Below are 20,914 nucleotides of genomic sequence, written 5' to 3'. Positions count from 1 at the left end.
ATCAAACCAAACCACTTCAACCCCATCCATTCTAGGAACACATTCTTCTATGCAATTTAATTCCCAATAATCATCAGAATCTAAAAAGATAATATAATCAATATCAGGAGCTTTAAAATTTAAAAGTTCATCTTTATTTTTAAAGAAATTTGAACTTTTATATATTTTATAAATATTATAAGGATTATCTTCATTGTCTAGTTTAAATTCTACTAAGGAGTTTTCTTTTAATTCTTGGGTAATATTTTTAAAATCATATTCTTTACTAAAGAATTCTATGCCTACATTACGAGCTGAAGATAAACCCCCATTTTCCTTATCAAAAAGTATAAATCTTTCATCTTTTAAAGTATATTCTTTGGCTATATTGAGTGAGTTTTCATCTGTGCTACCATCATTTACAAGTACAACTTGTAAATTTTTATAAGTTTGATTAACAACACTATCTAAACATTCTCTTAAATATTTTTCTACATTATAGATTGGGATAACTACGCCTACGGTTTTCATTGTTTTTTCCTTAATTTTAATTACATATCACTTTTGAAAATGTCTGTTGTAAAAACTTTATATTTATATTGTAATATATTATCATCAACTCGATTTGCAACTATTAAATCAGAATTTTGTATAAATATGGATAATTTTTTTTCAACAAAACATGTACCAAAAAAGGCTGTATCTAAAAATGGCTCATAAATGATTATATTTTTATTATATTCTTTTAAATAATCGATCAAATCCAATACAACGGAATTTCTAAAATTATCTGAATCTTTTTTCATTAACAATCTATATATCCCTATTGTTTTTTTAGATTTTGAGAGGATTAGATCTGCAATATATTTTTTTCTTACTTCATTAGTTTTAACAATAGATTCTATTAGAATATTAGGTGTTGAACTTTTTGAAAAATTAGCTAAAAGTTGCTTAGTATCTTTTGGTAAACAATATCCCCCATACCCAAAACTTGGATTATTATAATAATCACCAATTCTCAGATCAGCACTTACTCCGCTAATAATTTCTTCGGTATTCAATTTGTTAACCCTAGCGTATGTATCTAATTCATTAAAAAATCCAATTCTCATTGCTAAATATGTATTAGCAAAAAGTTTAATACTTTCAGCTTCTTGAGATCCTGTAAATAATACTTTTACGTCATCTTTCAAGCAAGAATCTGTAAATAATCGAGCCACTGCTTCAGCTCTAGCGCTTTTTTCACCTATAACAATTCTACTAGGATACAAACTATCATACAATGCACTACCTTCTCTTAAAAATTCAGGAGAAAAAATTATATTATTTGTATGAAATTTATATTTTAAATTATCAATATAACCAATTGGAATAGTGCTTTTTACAATAATAATAGCTGAGGTATTATATTGCAAAATTTCACTAACAACACTTTCAATACTAGAAGTATCGAAATAGTCATTTTTTGAATCATAATTAGTCGGTGTTGCTATAATAATATACTCTGCATTTTCAAAAGCATATTTCTTATTTAAAGTTGCAATAAGATTTATACTTTCTTTCTTAAAATATTCTTCTATTAATTTATCTTTTATGGGTGATTGTTTAGAATTTACTAAATCAACTTTATTTTTATCAATATCTGTAATAACAACCCGGTGTTTTTCAGATAGCAACAAAGCATTTGCGAGTCCAACATACCCTATGCCAACAACAGTTATATTCATACTTATAATATCCTGAGTAAAAAATTATTTTTTAGTATATAATATTTTCTTTAATATTCTATAAAATCTAAAATGAGATATTTTAGATTTAACCCAATCAGGAATCAATAGATCAAATAATTTTATAAAAATATTTTTGTTATATAATTCAAACTTATAAGGGGTGTAAATTAAAGATTGAAAATTATATGAAACTTTATCAATATTTTTAACATCTAAAAAACATTGATTTTCTAAAACTATTTTATAAAAATCTATTTTATAAACTTTATTATAGGATCTACTATTGTTAAAACTTTTTTTATAATAAGATTTTCCAAAACTATAAAAATTATTTTTTAGATACCATATAAATTTTAAAACTTTATTATAATCAATTTTTAAATCTGAGACCAAAAATCTTAAAAGTTCATCGCTATTATGAGCTTGAAAATTTAAACCTTGAAAGTTATAAAATGCATTAGCACAATTTATACAAGGCTTATTCATTATCATAGCATAAAGCCCAACACCCGAATTCAACGTAACCACCACATCACACAAACTAATTGCATCGATAATATTTGTCTTATTTGAAATAAAATTTAAATTCTTAAACTTAGATTTCGCTATTTTTAAGCTGAGAGGATGCTTTTTCACTAAAAAAATATGAGTTTGTCTTAATTTAAAAGCCGTATCATTTATTATATCTAAAAAACCACTCCAATCAAAAGGTTTATATGTAAAATATTTTACAACAGTATCGCTTTCAACTTGCAACGGAACAAAAACTATCTTTTTATCGTTAACAAAAAATTTATCTTTCAAATAGTTAAAATTTCTTTTTCCTTGCTTTTCTAAAAAATTATTTCCATCTATAATGCTATTGATATATTCTTTACATTCTAAAATCTGAATTTTACTTAAAGCTTTATCCCAATTTTCTTCATTATACGATTTTGAATCATAATTAAAACCATTAGTATCAAAAAACCAGCTATCGGGCAATGCACCTCTATCAAAACATATAAGACTAATATTTTTTGACTTTACAAATTTATATATTTTTAATCTTTTTTCATTTCCATAAGGATTTGGAAACAAAATCTTATTTATATTATTTTGTTTTAAAAAATCTAACAATTTATCTTGATTAAATTTCTCATCTTCAAAAAAAAACTTTTCGTTTTTACTTATTATATTGCCTATATATACAAGAACACCATGCAAAGAATTTAATATCAATTTTTCCTTAGAACAAAGTAATAAAATATTATTTTTTAAAGCATCTTTATCAAACAATGGTTTAATCTGATAATTTTTTAAATTAGCCAAATTCTTATAAAATATTTTATGATTTTTATACCTATAAGACATATAATTATTTTGATTAGGCTCTTCATGATAAAAATGATACATATAAATTCCATGAAAACTCATTTCATACCCAAGCAAAGAGAACCAAGCTCTAAAACCTTTAAATTTTCTTATATTCCAAGTTCCCTCATCATAACATAATGCTTTTGGAGTGTTTGAAAAATTTGTTGTACAAAAAAGCAATCTTGCAAAAAAATCATGATCCTCATAACTATGGCCTATAAAATTATGATTATTACCCCCTAATACTAAGAATTTATATCTATTTACGATAATAGAACTTGAAATAAGAGAAAAATATTTAATCAATTTTCTTTTTCCGGTGATTAAATCATGTTTGATAATTTCATCCCATAAGTATTTATCCTCTTTATAAATTTTCTCACTACCACTTTGACTTAAATACACTACAGGTAAAACCAATAATTCATTGATATTTTGAGCAATATTTTTAACTTTAATAAGATTTAAAATTTTTTCTAAAGATAATAAACTAATATAACAATCAACATCTAAAAACATTACAACTTTAGAATTTGCATAAACAGCGCCCAAATTTCTACATTTTCCCTGGGAAAAATAATCTTTTTGGTCTTTATCTTTTAAATAAATATGACCACTATTTTCTATGATTTGTTTTAGATTGTTTTTCAAAGATGAATATCCTTCAACGAAAATAAATTCTATATTCTCATCGCTTTGAAAAAATTTAGCTTTTTGAAGAACTCTTTCTTCTATGTAATGACGTTCTTTACTTAATCCAAAAGGAATAATAACAGATAAAAGAGGCATTAAACATTTCCTATCGCATAAAGTTGAATGATGCCTACAACCTTATCTTCTTCAGATACAACAATTTCTTTGATTTTATGTTTTAGCATGATCTCCTCTGCTTCACTTGCCATAGCATCAACATCAACTACTTTAGGATTTGTACTCATGATTTCTTTAGCCTTAAAATCAAATCTTGGTTTATCGCTTGTCTTTAAAGCACGACGCAAATCCCCATCAGTGATAATGCCAACTAATTTTTCATTTTCAAGTACCACACAAAGCCCTAGTTTTCTGCTGGTCATCACATCAACAAGATCATTAAATTCGGTATCAGGATGCACTATAGGAAGGTTACCTGAAACCATAAGATCTTTTACCTTGGTTAAAAGCTTACGCCCCAAACTTCCCCCTGGATGAAAAAGAGCAAAATCATCAGGCTTGAAATTTCTTACCTTCATCAAAGCAGCCGCTAAAGCATCTCCCATAACTAAAGTTGCCGTTGTCGAAGACATAGGAGCAAGCTGTAAAGGACAAGCTTCCTTTTCCACAGCTATATTTAAAAATATATCGCCTTGCTTTACAAGGGTGGATTTTTTTTTACCACACATTACGATAAGTGGAATTTTGCGCTTTTTTATAGCTGGAATGATTTTCAAAATTTCTTCAGTTTCTCCTGAATTTGAAATAGCAATTAAAACATCTTCGGAAGTTAACATTCCAAGATCTCCATGCAAGGCCTCTCCTGGATGGATGAAAAAGCTTGGCGTTCCTGTACTTGCTAAAGTAGCTGCTATCTTAGCACCTATATGACCTGATTTACCCATACCACTGACTATGCAACGCCCTTTGGTATTTAGCATTAAATTTATAGCTTGATTGAAATTTTCATCTAAATTTTTAGCCAAATCCAAAATAGCTTGCGCTTCTTTTTCGAAAACTTCTTTGGCTATTTCAAGAGTATTCATTTTTAAACCTTAAAGATTAAGCACAACATTGGTTGCGATAGCAATTTGATAAAGAATTTGAGTCAACATTGAAAAAATTTGCAAATTCTCACTATCTACTTTTGGCAATACCAACACAGAATCGCCTGGTTTCATATCTATACCACTATGATATTTTTCAGCTTTTCCATTGCTTCGTACCACCAAAACTTTTGAAGTATCCGCTCTTTCTCCATAACCTCCTGCAAGATTGATATAATATCTTAAATCTTTTCCTTTATCATACACAAAAGCCCCAGGTAAAGAAACCTCGCCTTGAACTATGATGAGATTATTCTTGCTTGGAACATTTATAGTATCACCATCTTCTAAAATAACCGAATTATAAGACTTTGGACTATCGATGACAATTTGACCCTTAGGCTCTACTTGCTTAGCTCTTTGGATAAATTCTAAAATCGTTTTTGCTTGTTGAGCTCTTATAGCTGCACCTTGAGCTGTAACAGAACTACTAGTTAAAGCTAGAGTTTCAAGCTCTTTAAGCTGAGCATTGATAAGTTCTTTTTGAGTTCTAGCTACACTTTTTCTAAACACTTGTAAAGCTTGCATGTTTGATTGTGGATTAGCCTTGATTAGTTTAGAAATATCTTCTAAAGTCGTTCCTTTACCCACAACTAAAGTTTTTAAACCATTATGCTCGCCATTTACACTTATAGTTATATTTTCAGAAACATACTCAGGGTGAAATTCTACCTCATCTCCTGTTCTAAGCAAAACTTTTGAAAATTGCATTTTGTTATAAGCACTGACATCAAGTTTATGATCTTCACCATAACTTTTTACGATAGCATTGGTTACGATAGGTTTAGCACCTGATACTCTAGCTAAGTCAGCTAAAGTTTTAATATCATTTGAAAGTTCAAAACGAAAAGGTCTTTGCACATCACCATCAACAAAAGCGTAATTTTGAACATTTCCTACTAAAATAACATCTCCGCTTCTAAAAGGAAAAAGATCCATTTGCCCTTTTAGCAAAAAATCATATAAATCAATATTTTTTATCACGCTGTTATTGCGCAAAATTTGAATATCTCTAAAACTTCCATATTCTAAATTTATACCCCCTGCTTTATCAAGATACTGGATCACTGAATCTGAACTAAGTCCTTGATAAAGTCCTGGAGCATTAACACTTCCTGTTACAAAAACACTGACATTTTGATAAGCATTCATATCTGCATAAACAAAAACATTGCTTTTATAGATTTTATTAACATGTGCTTTTATAACACTTACAAGGGCACTATTTTTCACACCTAGTAAATTTACAGCTCCTACTTTAGGGATAAAAATATTTCCTTGAGAATCCACCACTAAAATTTTCGAAAACTCAACAGCTCCCCAAATTTTAAGACTGATTTGATCACCAACTGCGATCTTATAATCTGGATTATAAACTCTTTGATTATAATTTTTAAAATTTCCATTAAAAAGATGAGTACCAAATACTAAAATTTGATGAATTTTTGCAAGATTATTTTCTTTATTTGCTATATCATAATTTGAGCTTAAATTTTGTTCTATGCTAGTTGTAGTAGAGTCTTGATCCTCCGCTGAAATGATTTGCGAAACATCCACAGCTCCAAAACATAAAATACAACTAAAAAATAAAATTAATATTTTTTTCATTTTAATACTTATGCTCCTCTATTATCATTTTAATAAATTTAACAATCCCAAAAATCAAAGATAATACAATAAACACTGTTAAAATATCATAAATTCTTTCAGGATATTTTGCGCTTTCTGGAATATCTGGACTTTGGATGATAACAAGTTGTTTTATTTTTCTTAATGCTTCTATTCTAGCACTTTCATAAGCTTTTAAAGCTGCTTCATAAGCTTTTTGCGCAAAAGTCGCTTCTATAGTTAAATCCTGAAATTTAGCAGCCAAATCGTTAAGCTTTTGAGAAGAATTGTTAGCTGAAATTTTAGATTTTTCCCTTAAAAGTTGTTTTTTAATCGCTTCAATTTCTGCTTTAAGTGCTACTACTTCAGGTGCTGCATCATTCATATAGCTTTGTAAAGTTAAAAGTTTAGCTTCTTTTTGAGCTAGATTAGCCTCAATTTGCGCAACCAAGCTTGCTTTAGTTTCAGCTTGCTTTAAAGGATCGAAAACTCCATATTTATTTTGAAAAGCAATCAAATCATTTTGTGCTTTTTGATAACGTTCTTTGTATTTTTGCACTTCATTCTCAGCAAAAGCCATTTGTTCCCTAGCTGCTTTATGAGAGATTTCGTTGATAAACTTTTCGCTTTCTTGCATAATAGTTTGAGCAATCAAATGAGCTGATTTAGGTGTAAAACCCTCTACTTCAACTTTTAAAAGTTTAGTGGTTTCATCAACATAAAGTTTCACACGATTTTGATAATATTTCAAATAAGACTCTTTGGAGCTTGAATCCCAAATTTTAAAAGGCAAATCTATATGTTGCTCTTGATAAAGATTTTTAAGTTTGATTTTTTCATCCAAAGTCTTTAACATATCACTTGATTCTATATAACCTTTTAGATAATTTAAATCTTCGCTTGCTGTAGAAGTACTACTAAGCAAAGACAAGATTCCACTTGTTTGAGCACTTTCTCCACTTGTTGATCTAACATCTAAAATCATCGTACTTACATATCTTGGTGCTGCAATCAATGTATAATAAATCACAACAAAAATCATTATAAACCAAACAATTTTAAAAGAATCAAATATGCTTAAATCTTTGATTCTTTCTAATAAAGTTTTATTTTCTTCCATTAAGCTTTTCCTTGATACACAGCTATTCCTTCATCTACATCATCATAAACCGTAATTTGTCCATTTTTCATATAAATTATTTTATCACACCATTCTTTAATTTCAGCTACATTATGAGATACCATAATCACTTTTGATTTGCTTAATCTTTCTCTATATAATTTCACACTTTTTTCTCTAAAAGCAGGGTCTCCAACAGCTCCAGCCTCATCAATCAAATAATAATCAAAATCAAAGGCCATGCTAAGTCCAAAAGCTATCCTAGCACTCATTCCCGAAGAATAAGTCTTCATAGGCTCATCAAAAAATTTCCCAAGTTCTGCAAAATCTTCTACGAATTTTACTTTTTCTTGAAGTTCTTTACCCTTATATCCATACACTCTAGCTACAAATTTAGCGTTATCTCTAGCGGTTAAAGAACCTTGAAAAGCTCCATTTAAACCCAAAGGCCAAGATAATTTTTTATTAGTAATTATCTTGCCACTATCAGGAAGCTCTGCTCCACTTAAAAGTCTCATAAGAGTGGACTTACCTGCGCCATTACCTCCCATCAATCCTATACTACAATTTTCAGGGAATTCAAAAGTAAAATTTTTAAAAACATAATGCCTTCCACCGCTAAATAAAGGATAAGATTTAGTTAGATTAATTAGCTTTATCATTCTTTTTTTGCCGCCGTTAAAGCTTGTCTGTTATAGTAATAGACAAAAAGTCCTATAAACAAAACAAGTAAAATCCAAAATATAGCATAAAAATAACTATATTCATCTTGCAAAGGATAATTCTCAAAAAAATTAAATCTTAAAAGCTCCATTATATGAAGCAAAGGATTATAATAAAATATATCAAGCAAAGGTCTTGGCATAAGCCAAGTAGGAAATATAATCCCGGAACTCCAATAAAACACTATGCTAAAATAAGCTAATAAAGTTCTTAAAGGCTCTACAAAATGCCAAATAATAGCAAAACAAATCCCCAAAGCAAAAGCTGAGCACATAAGTAAAAAAATACAAAATAAAACTCCAAGTAAATGAACAGGAAATACATCAAATCTAAAAAACCATCCTGTAAAAAAAAGCACAGTGATAAAAATCACAAAATAAATACAAAATTCAAGCAAAGTTCTAGCAATAAATACATGTATAGGCTTTACAGGTTTATAAGCAAAAAGAGCCAAATTTGCCTGAGTACCATTCATAAGTTGAGTTACTATACTTCTAAACATAAAAAAAGGCATAATACCTGAAATTAAAAACATAAAAATAGAAATTCCTTCAGGCATAACTTGATGATGATATTCTCTTATGATAGTAACAATTACCGTGATGGCAAGCGTTATTGACATTGGTTCTCCAACTACCCAAAGATAACCCAAATGCCTATTAGCACCAAATCTAGTTTTTAACTCTCTAAAAAATAAAGCGTGAATTACATTGAACATTTATTTTCTATACCTAACAATTTACATAAAGTATAATCATAACTCATTTTTTTAAACAAAATCATAAAAATTTATTTTTTACAAAACTCAAGTTTTTTACTAAGTCCTAAAGCATTGTTAGTAAATTTAAGCCAAAAAAGCTCTAAGGCATAAATTTTTGCACTTTTATCAAGTTTAGCAAAGGAAAATTTAGAAAAATAAATTTTCATTTGCTCCTTGCTTGCCATTTTAAACTCAGCTTTAGCTTGCACACCTTTTAAAAAAGCTATTTTACTTTCTTTGGCTATATTAAGTGCTATACTTGAATTTTCACTGGCTAATCTTATATGCTTAGTATCTTCATGAGAAGCGATAATAAAAGCTAAATTCTTCTCATCAAAAACATAAAAAGCACTAGCTGTATAAACACCTTTTTCATCAATCATAGCCCAAGATAAAAGCTGCTCATTTTTTATAAATTCTAAAATTCTTTCATCCATATTGTAAAAATTATACTAAAATATTTTTAAAAATAACCGATTATAATTTTATAAACTATAAATATAAGGGGAAGAAATGCAAATTGATGCTAGCAAAAACCAAAGTTTTTCGATGGATTATACAACAAAAAGTGGCAAACATTTAGCCTTGTCTATGTATGATAATCAAAGCGTGAGTTATGCAAATAATGAAGAAGGCAAGACTCTTAATCTTAAGCGTCAGTATGGCTTTAGCTTTACTTTTGAAGGCTCTAAGCTCACACAAAATGATCTTGATGAGATTAAAAATGCTATGAAAGAAGTTGAACCTATGATCAAAGACTTTTTAGCAAATTCTAAAGTCGGAGAGTTGAAGCCAAAAGAAATTATAGAATCAGCTATGCAAGTGGCAAATGTTCTACCAACACCAAATGATGAAAACCATCAAAATGCTATTATGAATAATTTTACAAATAAACTCAGTGATTTACTAAAACAAAATCAAACAGATGATAAAGATATCAATGCTTCTATGCTTGAAGATAGCAAAAAACTTCTTGATGAAGTTTTAGAACAAATGAAAAAACAACTTGAAAAACAACAAGAAAAAGCCAAGGAAAATCAAGATAAGACAGATGATAGTTTAAATCTTTACGCTTAAATCATATAATATTAAAAATTATTAAGGAGTTTTTAAATGACAAATATTGAAATTTTAGAAAATATGCTCAAACTCCAACAAAAACTCAACGACGAAACAAACGGCTTAAATTGGGAAAATGGCTACACCAAAGAAGGAAAACTAATCAGTTGGAGACGCTGTATTTATATGGAATGTGCAGAACTTATAGACTCTTTTGCATGGAAACATTGGAAAAACATTTCAAGTCCGACAAATTGGGAAAATGTGCGTATAGAGATTGTTGATATTTGGCATTTTATCTTAAGTCTTTTACTTGAAGAATATTGCAATAAAAATGGAAATGATTTTCAAATTATAGCCAATGAAGTGATTTCAGTAAGTGTATTTCAAGATTTTTGCAAAGAAGAAGAACATCCTAATGAGAGTGATATTTATGGTATTTTAAATGATATAGAGCTTATTATCCATAAATGCAGTGGCTTTGGATTTAATCTTGGAGAATTGCTTTCAACCTATTTTACTCTAGCTATTAAATGTGGGCTTAATCTTGAAATTCTTTATAAAACCTACATAGGTAAAAATGTTTTAAATATTTTTAGACAAAACAATGGCTACAAAGATGGTAGCTATAAAAAAACTTGGAATGGCAAAGAAGACAATGAAGTTTTAGCTCAAATTTTAGAACAAGAGCTTGATTTTGATACTATTTATAAAAAACTAGAAGAATGCTACAAAAAGGCATAATTTGGATATTTTAAAACTTACAATCAAAGATTTTTTAAGTCTTAAATTTTTAAAATTTGCCTTAATTCCTTTGATTTTTAGCCTTATATTTATGCTTTTTTTAGGAGTACTTGGCTTTTCGGCTTTGCTGGATTATTTTAATTCTTTATTTAGCGTTGGAGAGGATTCGTTTTGGGCGTGGTTTTATGCCCTTCATTTTGTACAAATTTTAATCACCATAATAAGTTTTTTATTTTCAGGTTTTATTGTTGTTTTTGCTTCGGTTTTTTTAGCCCTTTTTATCACTTCTTTTCTTACCCCTTTTATCGCTAAAGAAATCAACCAAAAATATTACCATTATGATAATACAAACGAAGTTTCAACCCTAAAAACTATCTTTGAAATTTTTAAAATATTTATAAAATTTATAGGGATTTTTTTACTTTGCACCTTGGCTTTATTTTTACCTTTTATCAATATTTTTGTATATTATCTTGCTTTTTATTATCTCTTTCACAAACTTTTAATGATTGATGTTGCAAGCACGATTTTAGACAAAGAAAGTTTTAAAAATTTTAATTCTGATTTTTCGCCTTTAGAGTTTAAATTTAGCACTCTTTGTTTTTATCTACTCTCATCAGTACCACTTTTAGGGCTTTTTTTACAAGTGTTTTTTGTGATTTTTCTCACACATTTAGGCTATCGAAGAATTTTAAAACTAGAGGTTAAGGCTTGAAATATCGATTTTATGATTATATAAATAAGCTCTTAAAAGCTTTGGAATTTTAGCTATTCTACACTCTTCTTTAAAATTTTTAGGTAATTTTTGACAAATTTCATACTCAAAAACAATGACTTGTTCGTTTTTATATACAAGTGCTATTTTACCACCTAAAACACAATCGCCCTTTAAAAGCTCTTTTCTTTGTGCCGTGCTTAAAAGTAAACCTTTCATTTTCACCGCTCTAGCAATCAAACTTTCATTTTTAGGGCAAATAAGAAGTCCTTGAACTTCTTTGATATTTTCAAAATTGTAAAGTTTTTTCCTATCTTCACCAAGATAAGAAAAGCTTCTTTTTAAACCTTGATGAAATTCACTCACAAAGGCATTAGAAAAATTTTTTCTTATATAATTTCTAAAATATTTTTCATTTTCATTGCTCTCATCATGAAAATAAAAAATATCTTTTTCTTTTAAAAAAGATGAAATTTCATCTTTACTTATAAAAAGCAAAGGGCGTAACAGTGTATAATTTGAGCGTTTTTCACACTCTTGCATACCTAAAATTTCAGCCAAACCTGCGCCTCGTGAAAGTTGCATCAAAAACCATTCAAACTGATCGTTTAAATGATGAGCTAAGATAAGATGATCATAATCTTGCTCAAGACAAATTTTTTCAAAAAAATCATAGCGAAAATCTCTGGCTTTTTTTTCAAAATTACTTTGAAATTTAGGAGCGTGTTTTATAAAAATTTTTTTATGAAATTTCAAAGCAAGTTCTTTGGCTTTTAACTCTTCTAAATCGCTATTTTTTCTAGTTTTGTAATTTATTATCACAAGATCAAAGTCGATCTTTTCTTGTATTAAAAGATAAAAAAGCGCACTAGAATCGCTTCCATAAGAAAAAGCGAGTAAATTTTTACCCCTTTTTAAAAGGGATAAAATTTCATCTTTAATTTGCATCTACTTTTCTTAAAGCCTTAGCAAGGAGCTTTTTATCAAGGTTTTGTAAAATTTCACATTCATAAATTTGCCCCATTTCTAAATTTCCACATTCGCTCTCATTGATAAGAATTTCCCCATCAATCTCTCTATCCCATCTTAAATCTTTAGCTGCGATGAAAAACCCTCCCTCGCTACTTTCTCCTGTGCAAACTACCAAACGCTTTTGCCCTACTTCTTTTTCAAAACTTTTTTCTATCACTTCATCAACAATTTTTTCTATGATTTTAAGTCTTTTATTGATCACTTTAAAAGGCACTTGCTCCATATCAAAAGCAGCTGTATCTTCTTCCTTAGAATACGCAAAAACACTTATCCTATCAAAACCAAAATCTTTAACAAACTCACAAAGCTCTTCAAAATCCACCTCACTCTCACCTGGATGCCCTACGATAAAGCCTGTGCGTAAAAAACTATTTGGCGCACTTTTCATTAAATTTAGCATTTCTTTAAGTCTTGTGCTATTTGCTCCACGCTTCATGATTTTAAGCATATTATCACTTATGTGCTGTAAAGGCATATCAAAATAATTTACAAAAATTTCAGAAGCTATAATGCGTTTGATCAAAGCTTCACTCGCACTCGTAGGATAAAGATATAAAATTCTAGCCGCTCTTATGCCTTTGATTTTTTCCACCTCATCGATCAAGCGTATAAGCCCATCTTTTTCACCCTTATCAAACAAATAAGAACTCGTATCTTGTGCAATAAAAGAAAAGTCCTTATAACCTCTAGCCACCAAATCTTTAAGCTCAGCTATAATGCTACTTATTTCGCGAGATTTTAACTTGCCTTTAAAACTTGGGATGGCACAAAAAGAGCATTTTTGATTACAACCTTCGGCGATTTTTATAAAAGCATGGGAATTTGAACCTGTGATAATGCGTTTGGAATTTTCACTCTGCAAATAAGTCGAATTTGAAAATAAATTTGTTTTTTTAAGTATCATTTCATCGATTCTTTCATAATCACCCACACCTGTGAAAAGATCAACCTCAGGAAGTTCTTTCATAAGTTCTTCGCGGTAACGCTGCATCAAACAACCCGTAACCACCAAAAGAGAATCTTTTTTTCTTTGTTCGTGCAAATCCAAAATCGCATTAATGCTTTCTTTTTTTGCACTATCGATAAAACCACAGGTATTTACGATTAAAACATCGGCTTTGCTTGGTTCATCGCAAAGTTCATAAGCACTAAGGCGTCCTAGCATGATCTCACTATCGACTAAATTTTTATTACAACCTAAAGACACAAGATAAAGTTTTGACATTTTTTTCCTATATTAAAGTTTTCTTTTGATATAATTTTTGATTTTAAAAATATAATTATAGCAAAGAAATTTTATGGATAATTACGAATTTAGCGAACTTTTAAAAACTTTAAAAAACAAAGTCGGCAACATAGCCTCCATCATCAAGCCTGAAAATATCCAAACAAGGCTTAAAGAAATCGAAGAGCTTGAAAATTCTCCTTCTTTTTGGAGTGATGTGAAACAAGCAGGGATCATAGGCAAAGAAAAAACCAAAATCACCAATCTATTTAAAAACTATGAAAATGCTTTTAATGCTCTAAATGACGCAAGCGAACTTTTCGATCTGGCCAATAGCGAAAACGATACAGAAACGCTTGAAGCTTTATTTAATGACGCACCAAAACTTGAAGATACCATCACAAGTCTTGAAATTTCCATGCTTTTAAGCGGAGAAAATGATGGTAAAAATGCCATTGTTTCCATTCACCCAGGTGCGGGCGGAACGGAAAGCAATGACTGGGCAAGCATGCTTTATAGAATGTATTTAAGATTTTGCGAAAGAGAAGGTTTTAAAGTCGAAACTCTAGACTTTCAAGAAGGCGAAGAAGCAGGACTTAAAGATGTGAGCTTTTTGGTTAAAGGCGAAAATGCTTATGGTTATTTAAAAGCTGAAAATGGTATCCATCGTTTGGTAAGAACTTCTCCTTTTGATAGTGCAGGACGCCGTCATACAAGCTTTTCAAGTGTTATGGTAAGCCCTGAACTTGATGATGATATAGAAATTGAAATCGAAGAAAAAGACATAAGAATAGATTATTACAGAGCAAGTGGTGCAGGCGGACAACATGTCAATAAAACAGAATCGGCTGTGAGAATCACACATTTTCCAACTGGCATAGTTGTGCAATGCCAAAATGACAGAAGTCAGCACAAAAACAAAGCTACCGCTTTTAAAATGCTAAAATCTCGCCTTTATGAGCTTGAACTCATGAAACAACAAGATAGTGCTAATGCTGGAGAAAAAAGCGAGATAGGCTGGGGGCATCAAATCCGTTCTTATGTGCTTTTCCCCTATCAGCAAGTTAAAGACAATCGCAGTGGAGAAGCTTTTTCTCAAGTGGATAATATCCTTGATGGAGATATTAAGAAAATGATAGAAGGCGTTTTGATTGCTTTAAAAGCAGAATGATAAAAGGATTAAAATGACTTTCAATCTTACCCATTTAAGACAACTTGAAAGTGAGTCTATTTTCATCATGCGTGAAGTAATATCTGAATTTGAAAAGCCAGCTATGCTTTATAGCATAGGTAAAGATAGTTCAGTGATGCTTCATCTTTTACAAAAAGCTTTTTATCCAGCCACTCCTCCTTTGCCTTTAGTGCATGTAGATACGACTTGGAAATTTAAAGAAATGATAGAATTTCGCGATAAAAGAGCTAAAGAACTCGGTATGGAACTTATCGTTTATACTAATCCAAAAGGCAAAGAAATAAATATATCCCCTTTCATACATGGCTCAAATATACATACAGATATCATGAAAACTCAAGCTTTAAAGCAAATGCTTGATTTATACCAATTTGATGCTGTTTTTGGAGGAGCTAGACGCGATGAGGAAAAATCGCGAGCAAAAGAGAGAATTTATTCCTTCCGTGATGAAAATCACACTTGGGATCCTAAAAATCAACGTCCAGAACTTTGGAATTTATATAATGGACGCCATAAAAAAGGAGAATCCATAAGAGTTTTTCCGCTGAGCAATTGGACTGAACTTGATATTTGGCAGTATATATACCTTGAAAATATTCCTATACCGAGTCTTTATCTTGCCAAAAAAAGACCTATAGTTGAATACATGGGAACAAAAATTTTAGTTGATGATGATAGAATACCAAAAGATTTAGCAAAAAATGCTAAAGAAGAAATGGTAAGATTTAGAACCTTAGGTTGCTATCCTCTAACTGGAGCCATAAATTCAAATGCCACAAGTGTTTTAGATATCATAGAAGAACTACTTCTAGCTACAACCAGTGAAAGACAGGGAAGACTTATAGATAGTGATGAAGAAGCTAGCATGGAAAAGAAAAAACAACAAGGATATTTTTAATGCAAAGTGTAGAAAATTATCTAAAAGAACATGAAAATAAAGAACTTTGTCGTTTTATCACTTGTGGTAGCGTTGATGATGGAAAATCCACTCTTATAGGAAGATTACTTTATGATACTAAAGCTCTTTTTAGTGATCAATTAAGCACCTTAGAAAAAGATAGTAAAAAAATGGGGAATGCCGGAGATAAACTTGATTTTGCACTTTTAGTAGATGGGCTTGCAAGCGAAAGAGAACAAGGCATTACCATAGATGTGGCTTATAGATTTTTTACCAGTAATAAACGCAAATTTATTATAGCTGATACCCCAGGACATGAACAATACACTAGAAACATGGCAACAGGAGCAAGTACAGCAGATATTGCTATTATTTTAATTGATGCAAGAAAAGGGGTTTTAAAGCAGACTAAAAGGCATTCTTATATAGTGAGCTTACTTGGTATTAAGAATTTTATCATTGCCATTAACAAAATGGATCTAGTTTCTTACGAAGAAAAAATCTTCAATGATATTTGTAAAGATTATGAAAAAATCATCCCTTATTTGCAAGAAGATATCCAAACACACTTTATTCCCATTTGTGCTTTAAATGGTGAAAATATCACTCAAAAAAGTAGAAATTTATCTTGGTATAAAGGTGAAACTCTACTTGCACTTTTAGATGAGATTAAAATAAATAAAATCATTCAAAATCATTTTATCATGCCTGTGCAGTATGTTAATCGTCCGCATTTAAATTTTCGTAGTTTTTGCGGAAATATAGCAAGTGGTTATGTAAAATTACAAGATGAAGTTATGGTCTTGCCTTCTATGCAAAAATCTAAAATCAAAAGTATCATTACAAGTGATATTAAAGATTTAAGAGCTTTAGATGAAAATGAAATCATTCCAAGTCAAAATGAAGCTTGTGTTAATATGGCCGTAAGTTTATGTTTAGAAGATGAAATCGATATTTCTAGAGGCGATATTTTGGCATCTATCAATCATGATCTTAAAATGAGCAATGCTTTTGAAGCTATGATTATATGGATGAGTCAAAAGCAATTAGATCTTAATGAAAATTATCTTATAAAAAGAGCTCATAATCTTTGCAATGTTAAATTTGAAAATATTAACTATAAAAAAGATATCAATACTTTTAAAGAAGAAAATGCTTCAAATTTAATACTTAATGATATTGGAAATTGTACTTTAAAACTAGATAAAAATTTAGCACTTAAAGAGTATAAAGATAATAAAACCTTAGGATCATTTATTATCATCGATAAATATAGCAATGAAACCTTGGCCGCAGGTATGATAATAAAAATTTTAAATTCACAGCAAAGTCAAAGAATTTACACTCAAACTGAAATAGAACTTAACGCTTTTATAAGAAAAAACTATCCAGAATGGGGGTGTAGAAAAATATGAAAATCATAGTAGGTATCACGCTTTTAATTCTACTTATATTGCTCATACGCAACAAAATAAAGCCTGCTGTTTTATTTGGAAGTTTGGCAGGATTTTACTACGCTTTAGGTTATCTTGATTTTAAAACTTGGATAAGTTCTTATACAAATGATTCTTTAATTTCACTCATGTTGCTACTTTTAGTTTCTATCGCTGTTGAAAAAACTATCATTATAGAATGGGCAAGTAAATTTATCATAGGAAAAAACTATAATCTTTCTCTTTTGAGATTAGGTGTAATTACTTGTGCGGTTTCAGCCTTTTTAAACAATACCGCAGTAGTAGCAAGCTTTATGGGTATAGTAAAAAACAATAAATTTCAAGCTCCTTCAAAGCTTTTAATCCCTCTTTCTTATTTTGCCATAGTAGGCGGTGTTATCACTCTTGTGGGAACTTCTACAAATTTAATCATCAATTCCTTTGTGGTACAAAATGGACTGCCAAGTCTTAAAATGTTTGATTTTTTTTATATAGGTACAGCTTTAAGCATAGGAATGATTTTGGTTTTGATGATTTTTAGTAAATTATTACCTCATTATGAAAATAAAGATAAAAATATAAAAGAAAATTTAATCGCTTTAAAAGTTTTAGAAAATAGCTCTTTAATAGGCAAAAGCATAGAAGAGAATAAACTTAGAAATTTAGAGTTTTTATTTTTAGTAGAAATTCAAAGAAAAAATCAAAGCATCACTCCCGTTTCACATAATGAAATCATAAATGCAAAAGATACACTTATATTTAGTGGAGATATTTCACAACTTGAAACTCTAAATAAATTTGATGGCTTAAAACTTGCAGATGGTTATGAGTTGAAAGAAAGTAAATTTATCGATGCAATCATTTCTCCAACTTCTAATTTAATTGGAAAAAGCGTAAAAGAATCTAATTTTAGATCTAAATTTGACGCAGCTATTATTTCTTTACAAAGAGGAGATGTGCATATCAAAAAAATTGGCGAAAGTGTTTTGCAAGCTGGAGATAGAATGATTTTAGCTGTGGGTAAAGATTTTATCCTAAGAGATAATTTGGCTAAAAATTTTTATTTACTTTCAAATATCAAGCAAAACGAAAAACTTGATGCTGGAAAAAGCTTATTGACCATAATGGCTTTTTTAAGTGTTATTGTTTTTTCGGCTTTAAATTTTATCTCTTTTACCAAGGCTTTGCTTATTTATTTAGGCTTTTTACTACTTTGCAAATTTATCAAGCTTGATGAAATAAAAAGGCGTTTTCCTTTTGATATTTTTATCATAGTAGGCTCTTCTTTGGCAATTACTAAAGTACTTTTAGATAGCGGACTTGCCAAAAATTTAGCTCAACTTATCACAGGTTTTTTTGGACATTATGGAGTTTATGGAAGTTTTATAGGAGTTTATCTTTTAACCCTACTTTTAACCGAATTTATTACCAATAACGCTGCTGCGGCCTTAGCTTTCCCTATAGGTTTTGCCACAGCTCAAGCCTTGGGAGTAAATCCTTTGCCCTTCATCTTTGCTGTAGCTTATGGGGCTAGTGCTGGGTTTATGATACCACATGGATACCAAACTCATTTAATGGTTAGCTCGCTTTGTGATTACAAAATGACAGATTTTATAAAAATAGGTGCCATTGTTTCTATCGTGTATAGTGCTATAGTTCTCATAGGCATACCTTTAATCTTTAATTTTTAGGATATTTTTATGGATAAAAATCTTACTTGGCATAATACAAATATCACCAAAGAACAAAGATCAAAACTTAAAAATCAAAAACCTTGTGTACTTTGGCTAACAGGACTTAGCGCAAGTGGAAAATCAACCATTGCTAATGCTTTAGAACAGAAATTACACGAGCTTGGTTTTCATACGTACTTGCTTGATGGAGATAATATTCGCATGGGTTTAAATAAAGACTTAGGTTTTGATGAAAACTCAAGAGTGGAAAATATAAGACGCATAGCAGAACTTTGCAAACTTTTTGTTGACAGTGGTTTGATTATACTAAGTGCTTTTATCTCACCCTTTAAAAGTGATAGAGTTTTAGCAAGATCTTTGGTAAAAAAAGATGAATTTATAGAAATTTTTGTAGATACACCTTTAGAACTCTGTGAAAAAAGAGATCCTAAAGGACTTTACAAAAAGGCAAGAAATGGAGAAATAAAAAATTTCACAGGTATAGACAGTCCTTATGAAAAACCTCAAAATCCTGAAATTCATTTGCAAAATTCCAAAGCCAAACTTAATGAAAATGTAGATATAATCTTAAACTATCTTAAAGAAAATGGATATATTGATGCTTGAAAAAATTTTATGTAAAAAATAAAAATATTTGAGTAAAAAAGTTTTTTACATAATAAAATTTTAAAAATTCTTATTTGATGGAGTTAAATATTGTTTAAAGATTATCACGATAAATATGGTTGCATCTTTATTCATGTGCCAAAAGTTGCTGGAACAAGTATAGAACGAGTTGTTTTTGAAACAGACAAATGGCTTGTTGGACATGTAAGAGCATTAGACTATATCAATCAGGATAAAAACAAATTTGAAAGTTATTTTTCCTTTGCTTTTGTAAGGAATCCTTTTGACAGAATGGTTTCTGCATTCCATTATCTTAAAAAAGGTGGTGGAAATGATTATGATAAAAATTGGGCAGATGAAAATTTAAAAAACTTTGATACTTTTGAACAATTTGTTTTGGCTTTAAAAAATAAAAATATCAAAGATAAAATTCTATCTTGGCAACATTTTACTCCGCAATATAAATTTATCTGTGATGAAAATAAAAATATTTTAGTTAATTTTATAGGTAAATTAGAAAATATAAATAATGATTTTAAAATAGTTAAAAACGAATTAAATTTTGATAGAAATTTAATTCATTCAAATTCCAGTAAACATGAAATTTTCTCAAATTATTACAATGAAAAAACATACAATATAATAGCAGAGCTTTATAAGGAAGATTTTGCATTATTTGATTATGATTTGGAGTATAAAGAATCTATTTATAAGAATTCAGATATACAATTCTTATTAAATATGTACAAAGAAAAATTATTTTCAAAAAATAAAGAAATAGAAAAACTTAGATTATCACAATTTAAAAAAAATAAAGAAATAAATTCCCAAAATAATATAATCTTACAACAAACTAATCAAATTCATAATTTAAATACAACCTTGGAAAATCAAAATCAATTATTAATTGCAAAACAAAACCTGCTAAAATTCCAAAATAATTATGGAAAAGCCAAAATAAGAATTCAAAACCAACTTTCTTATAAACTAGGACAAGCTTTGATTTTAAATTCTAAAAGTGTATTCGGTTGTTTATCTTTGCCTTTTATAATATTAAGCATTGTTATTTCACATAAACAAGAACAAAAGGCTTATAAATTTAAAGTAAAGAAAAATCCAAATTTAGCTTTACCTCCTTTAGAAACTTATCCTGATTATAATGAAGCTTTAAAAGAAAAAGAATGTTTTACTTATAAATTAGGAGAAGAATTTATTAAGGCTAGTAAAAATTGGTATGGGGGTGG

The 20,914-nt window shown here is 29.3% G+C and carries 20 protein-coding genes; 9 read left to right on the top strand and 11 right to left on the bottom strand.

Annotated elements, in window-relative coordinates; genetic code table 11:
• From AJ886_RS04555 to AJ886_RS04515, 9 genes are all read right to left on the bottom strand, one after another.
• On the bottom strand, positions 1 to 510 hold a 510-nt coding region (locus tag AJ886_RS04555), incomplete at its 3' end, for a glycosyltransferase family 2 protein (protein ID WP_148116620.1).
• A gap of 20 nt (positions 511 to 530) precedes the next feature.
• Complete coding sequence (locus tag AJ886_RS04550; RefSeq protein ID WP_070287226.1) at positions 531 to 1,706, bottom strand: nucleotide sugar dehydrogenase; 1,176 nt, start codon at positions 1,704 to 1,706, stop codon at positions 531 to 533.
• A 24-nt stretch (positions 1,707 to 1,730) separates the two neighbouring features.
• Positions 1,731 to 3,854: a glycosyltransferase gene (locus tag AJ886_RS04545; RefSeq protein WP_070287224.1), complete on the bottom strand. Its 2,124-nt coding sequence runs from the start codon at positions 3,852 to 3,854 to the stop codon at positions 1,731 to 1,733.
• A complete protein-coding gene (locus tag AJ886_RS04540) occupies positions 3,854 to 4,801 on the bottom strand; it encodes an SIS domain-containing protein (protein WP_070287222.1) in 948 nt (315 codons plus the stop codon). The genes AJ886_RS04545 and AJ886_RS04540 overlap by 1 nt, the downstream gene beginning before the upstream one ends.
• A 9-nt stretch (positions 4,802 to 4,810) precedes the next feature.
• Entirely contained in the window at positions 4,811 to 6,469 is a 1,659-nt protein-coding gene (locus tag AJ886_RS04535) for a polysaccharide biosynthesis/export family protein (protein ID WP_070287220.1), read from the bottom strand.
• A gap of 1 nt (position 6,470) precedes the next feature.
• Positions 6,471 to 7,589 (bottom strand): capsule biosynthesis protein, encoded by a 1,119-nt coding sequence (locus tag AJ886_RS04530; RefSeq protein ID WP_070287218.1) that lies wholly within the window; start codon positions 7,587 to 7,589, stop codon positions 6,471 to 6,473.
• Positions 7,589 to 8,251 carry an ABC transporter ATP-binding protein gene (locus AJ886_RS04525; RefSeq protein WP_002856664.1) on the bottom strand — a complete coding sequence of 221 codons (663 nt, stop codon included), beginning with the start codon at positions 8,249 to 8,251 and terminating at the stop codon, positions 7,589 to 7,591. The genes AJ886_RS04530 and AJ886_RS04525 overlap by 1 nt, the downstream gene beginning before the upstream one ends.
• The gene (locus AJ886_RS04520; RefSeq protein ID WP_002855788.1) at positions 8,248 to 9,030 is read right to left on the bottom strand and encodes an ABC transporter permease; all 783 of its coding nucleotides are present in this window, start codon (positions 9,028 to 9,030) and stop codon (positions 8,248 to 8,250) included. Before AJ886_RS04520 ends, AJ886_RS04525 begins: the two co-directional genes overlap by 4 nt.
• A gap of 71 nt (positions 9,031 to 9,101) precedes the next feature.
• Entirely contained in the window at positions 9,102 to 9,509 is a 408-nt protein-coding gene (locus AJ886_RS04515) for a hypothetical protein (RefSeq protein WP_070275026.1), read from the bottom strand.
• 76 nt (positions 9,510 to 9,585) lie between these two features.
• Here AJ886_RS04515 and ciaI point away from each other — a divergent pair, with 76 nt between their 5' ends.
• From ciaI to AJ886_RS04500, 3 genes are read left to right on the top strand one after another with little or no spacing between them, the layout of a single operon-like run.
• Complete coding sequence (ciaI, locus tag AJ886_RS04510) at positions 9,586 to 10,149, top strand: intracellular survival protein CiaI (protein ID WP_070287216.1); 564 nt, start codon at positions 9,586 to 9,588, stop codon at positions 10,147 to 10,149.
• Between the two features lie 36 nt (positions 10,150 to 10,185).
• The gene (dut, locus tag AJ886_RS04505; RefSeq protein WP_070287214.1) at positions 10,186 to 10,875 is read left to right on the top strand and encodes a dUTPase; all 690 of its coding nucleotides are present in this window, start codon (positions 10,186 to 10,188) and stop codon (positions 10,873 to 10,875) included.
• A 1-nt stretch (position 10,876) separates the two neighbouring features.
• Entirely contained in the window at positions 10,877 to 11,590 is a 714-nt protein-coding gene (locus tag AJ886_RS04500) for an EI24 domain-containing protein (protein WP_070287212.1), read from the top strand.
• Here the strand turns inward: AJ886_RS04500 and tilS are convergent.
• Positions 11,573 to 12,538 carry a tRNA lysidine(34) synthetase TilS gene (gene tilS / locus AJ886_RS04495; protein WP_070287210.1) on the bottom strand — a complete coding sequence of 322 codons (966 nt, stop codon included), beginning with the start codon at positions 12,536 to 12,538 and terminating at the stop codon, positions 11,573 to 11,575. The genes AJ886_RS04500 and tilS overlap by 18 nt on opposite strands.
• On the bottom strand, positions 12,528 to 13,847 hold the full coding sequence (rimO, locus tag AJ886_RS04490) for a 30S ribosomal protein S12 methylthiotransferase RimO (protein ID WP_070287207.1): 1,320 nt from the start codon (positions 13,845 to 13,847) through the stop codon (positions 12,528 to 12,530). The genes tilS and rimO overlap by 11 nt, the downstream gene beginning before the upstream one ends.
• Positions 13,848 to 13,920: 73 nt before the next feature.
• Between rimO and prfB the strand changes: the two genes are divergently transcribed.
• The 6 genes from prfB to AJ886_RS04460 form a co-directional block, all read left to right on the top strand.
• Positions 13,921 to 15,018, top strand: coding sequence for a peptide chain release factor 2 (gene prfB / locus AJ886_RS04485; RefSeq protein WP_070287204.1), 1,098 nt, complete (start codon positions 13,921 to 13,923; stop codon positions 15,016 to 15,018).
• A gap of 13 nt (positions 15,019 to 15,031) precedes the next feature.
• A complete protein-coding gene (cysD, locus tag AJ886_RS04480; protein WP_070287202.1) occupies positions 15,032 to 15,937 on the top strand; it encodes a sulfate adenylyltransferase subunit CysD in 906 nt (301 codons plus the stop codon).
• A complete protein-coding gene (gene cysN, locus AJ886_RS04475; protein ID WP_070287199.1) occupies positions 15,937 to 17,352 on the top strand; it encodes a sulfate adenylyltransferase subunit CysN in 1,416 nt (471 codons plus the stop codon). The genes cysD and cysN overlap by 1 nt, the downstream gene beginning before the upstream one ends.
• Positions 17,349 to 19,061, top strand: coding sequence for an SLC13 family permease (locus tag AJ886_RS04470; protein ID WP_070286461.1), 1,713 nt, complete (start codon positions 17,349 to 17,351; stop codon positions 19,059 to 19,061). Before cysN ends, AJ886_RS04470 begins: the two co-directional genes overlap by 4 nt.
• A 9-nt stretch (positions 19,062 to 19,070) precedes the next feature.
• Positions 19,071 to 19,670: an adenylyl-sulfate kinase gene (gene cysC, locus AJ886_RS04465; RefSeq protein ID WP_070286462.1), complete on the top strand. Its 600-nt coding sequence runs from the start codon at positions 19,071 to 19,073 to the stop codon at positions 19,668 to 19,670.
• Positions 19,671 to 19,760: 90 nt separating this feature from the next.
• Positions 19,761 to 20,914, top strand: a 1,154-nt coding sequence (locus AJ886_RS04460; protein WP_070287197.1) for a sulfotransferase family 2 domain-containing protein, incomplete at its 3' end; no start/stop codon positions are given.

It is taken from the genome of Campylobacter sp. BCW_6465, assembly GCF_001762815.1.
Classification (GTDB): domain Bacteria; phylum Campylobacterota; class Campylobacteria; order Campylobacterales; family Campylobacteraceae; genus Campylobacter_D; species Campylobacter_D jejuni.
This window is presented reverse-complemented; position numbering and strand designations above follow the sequence as displayed.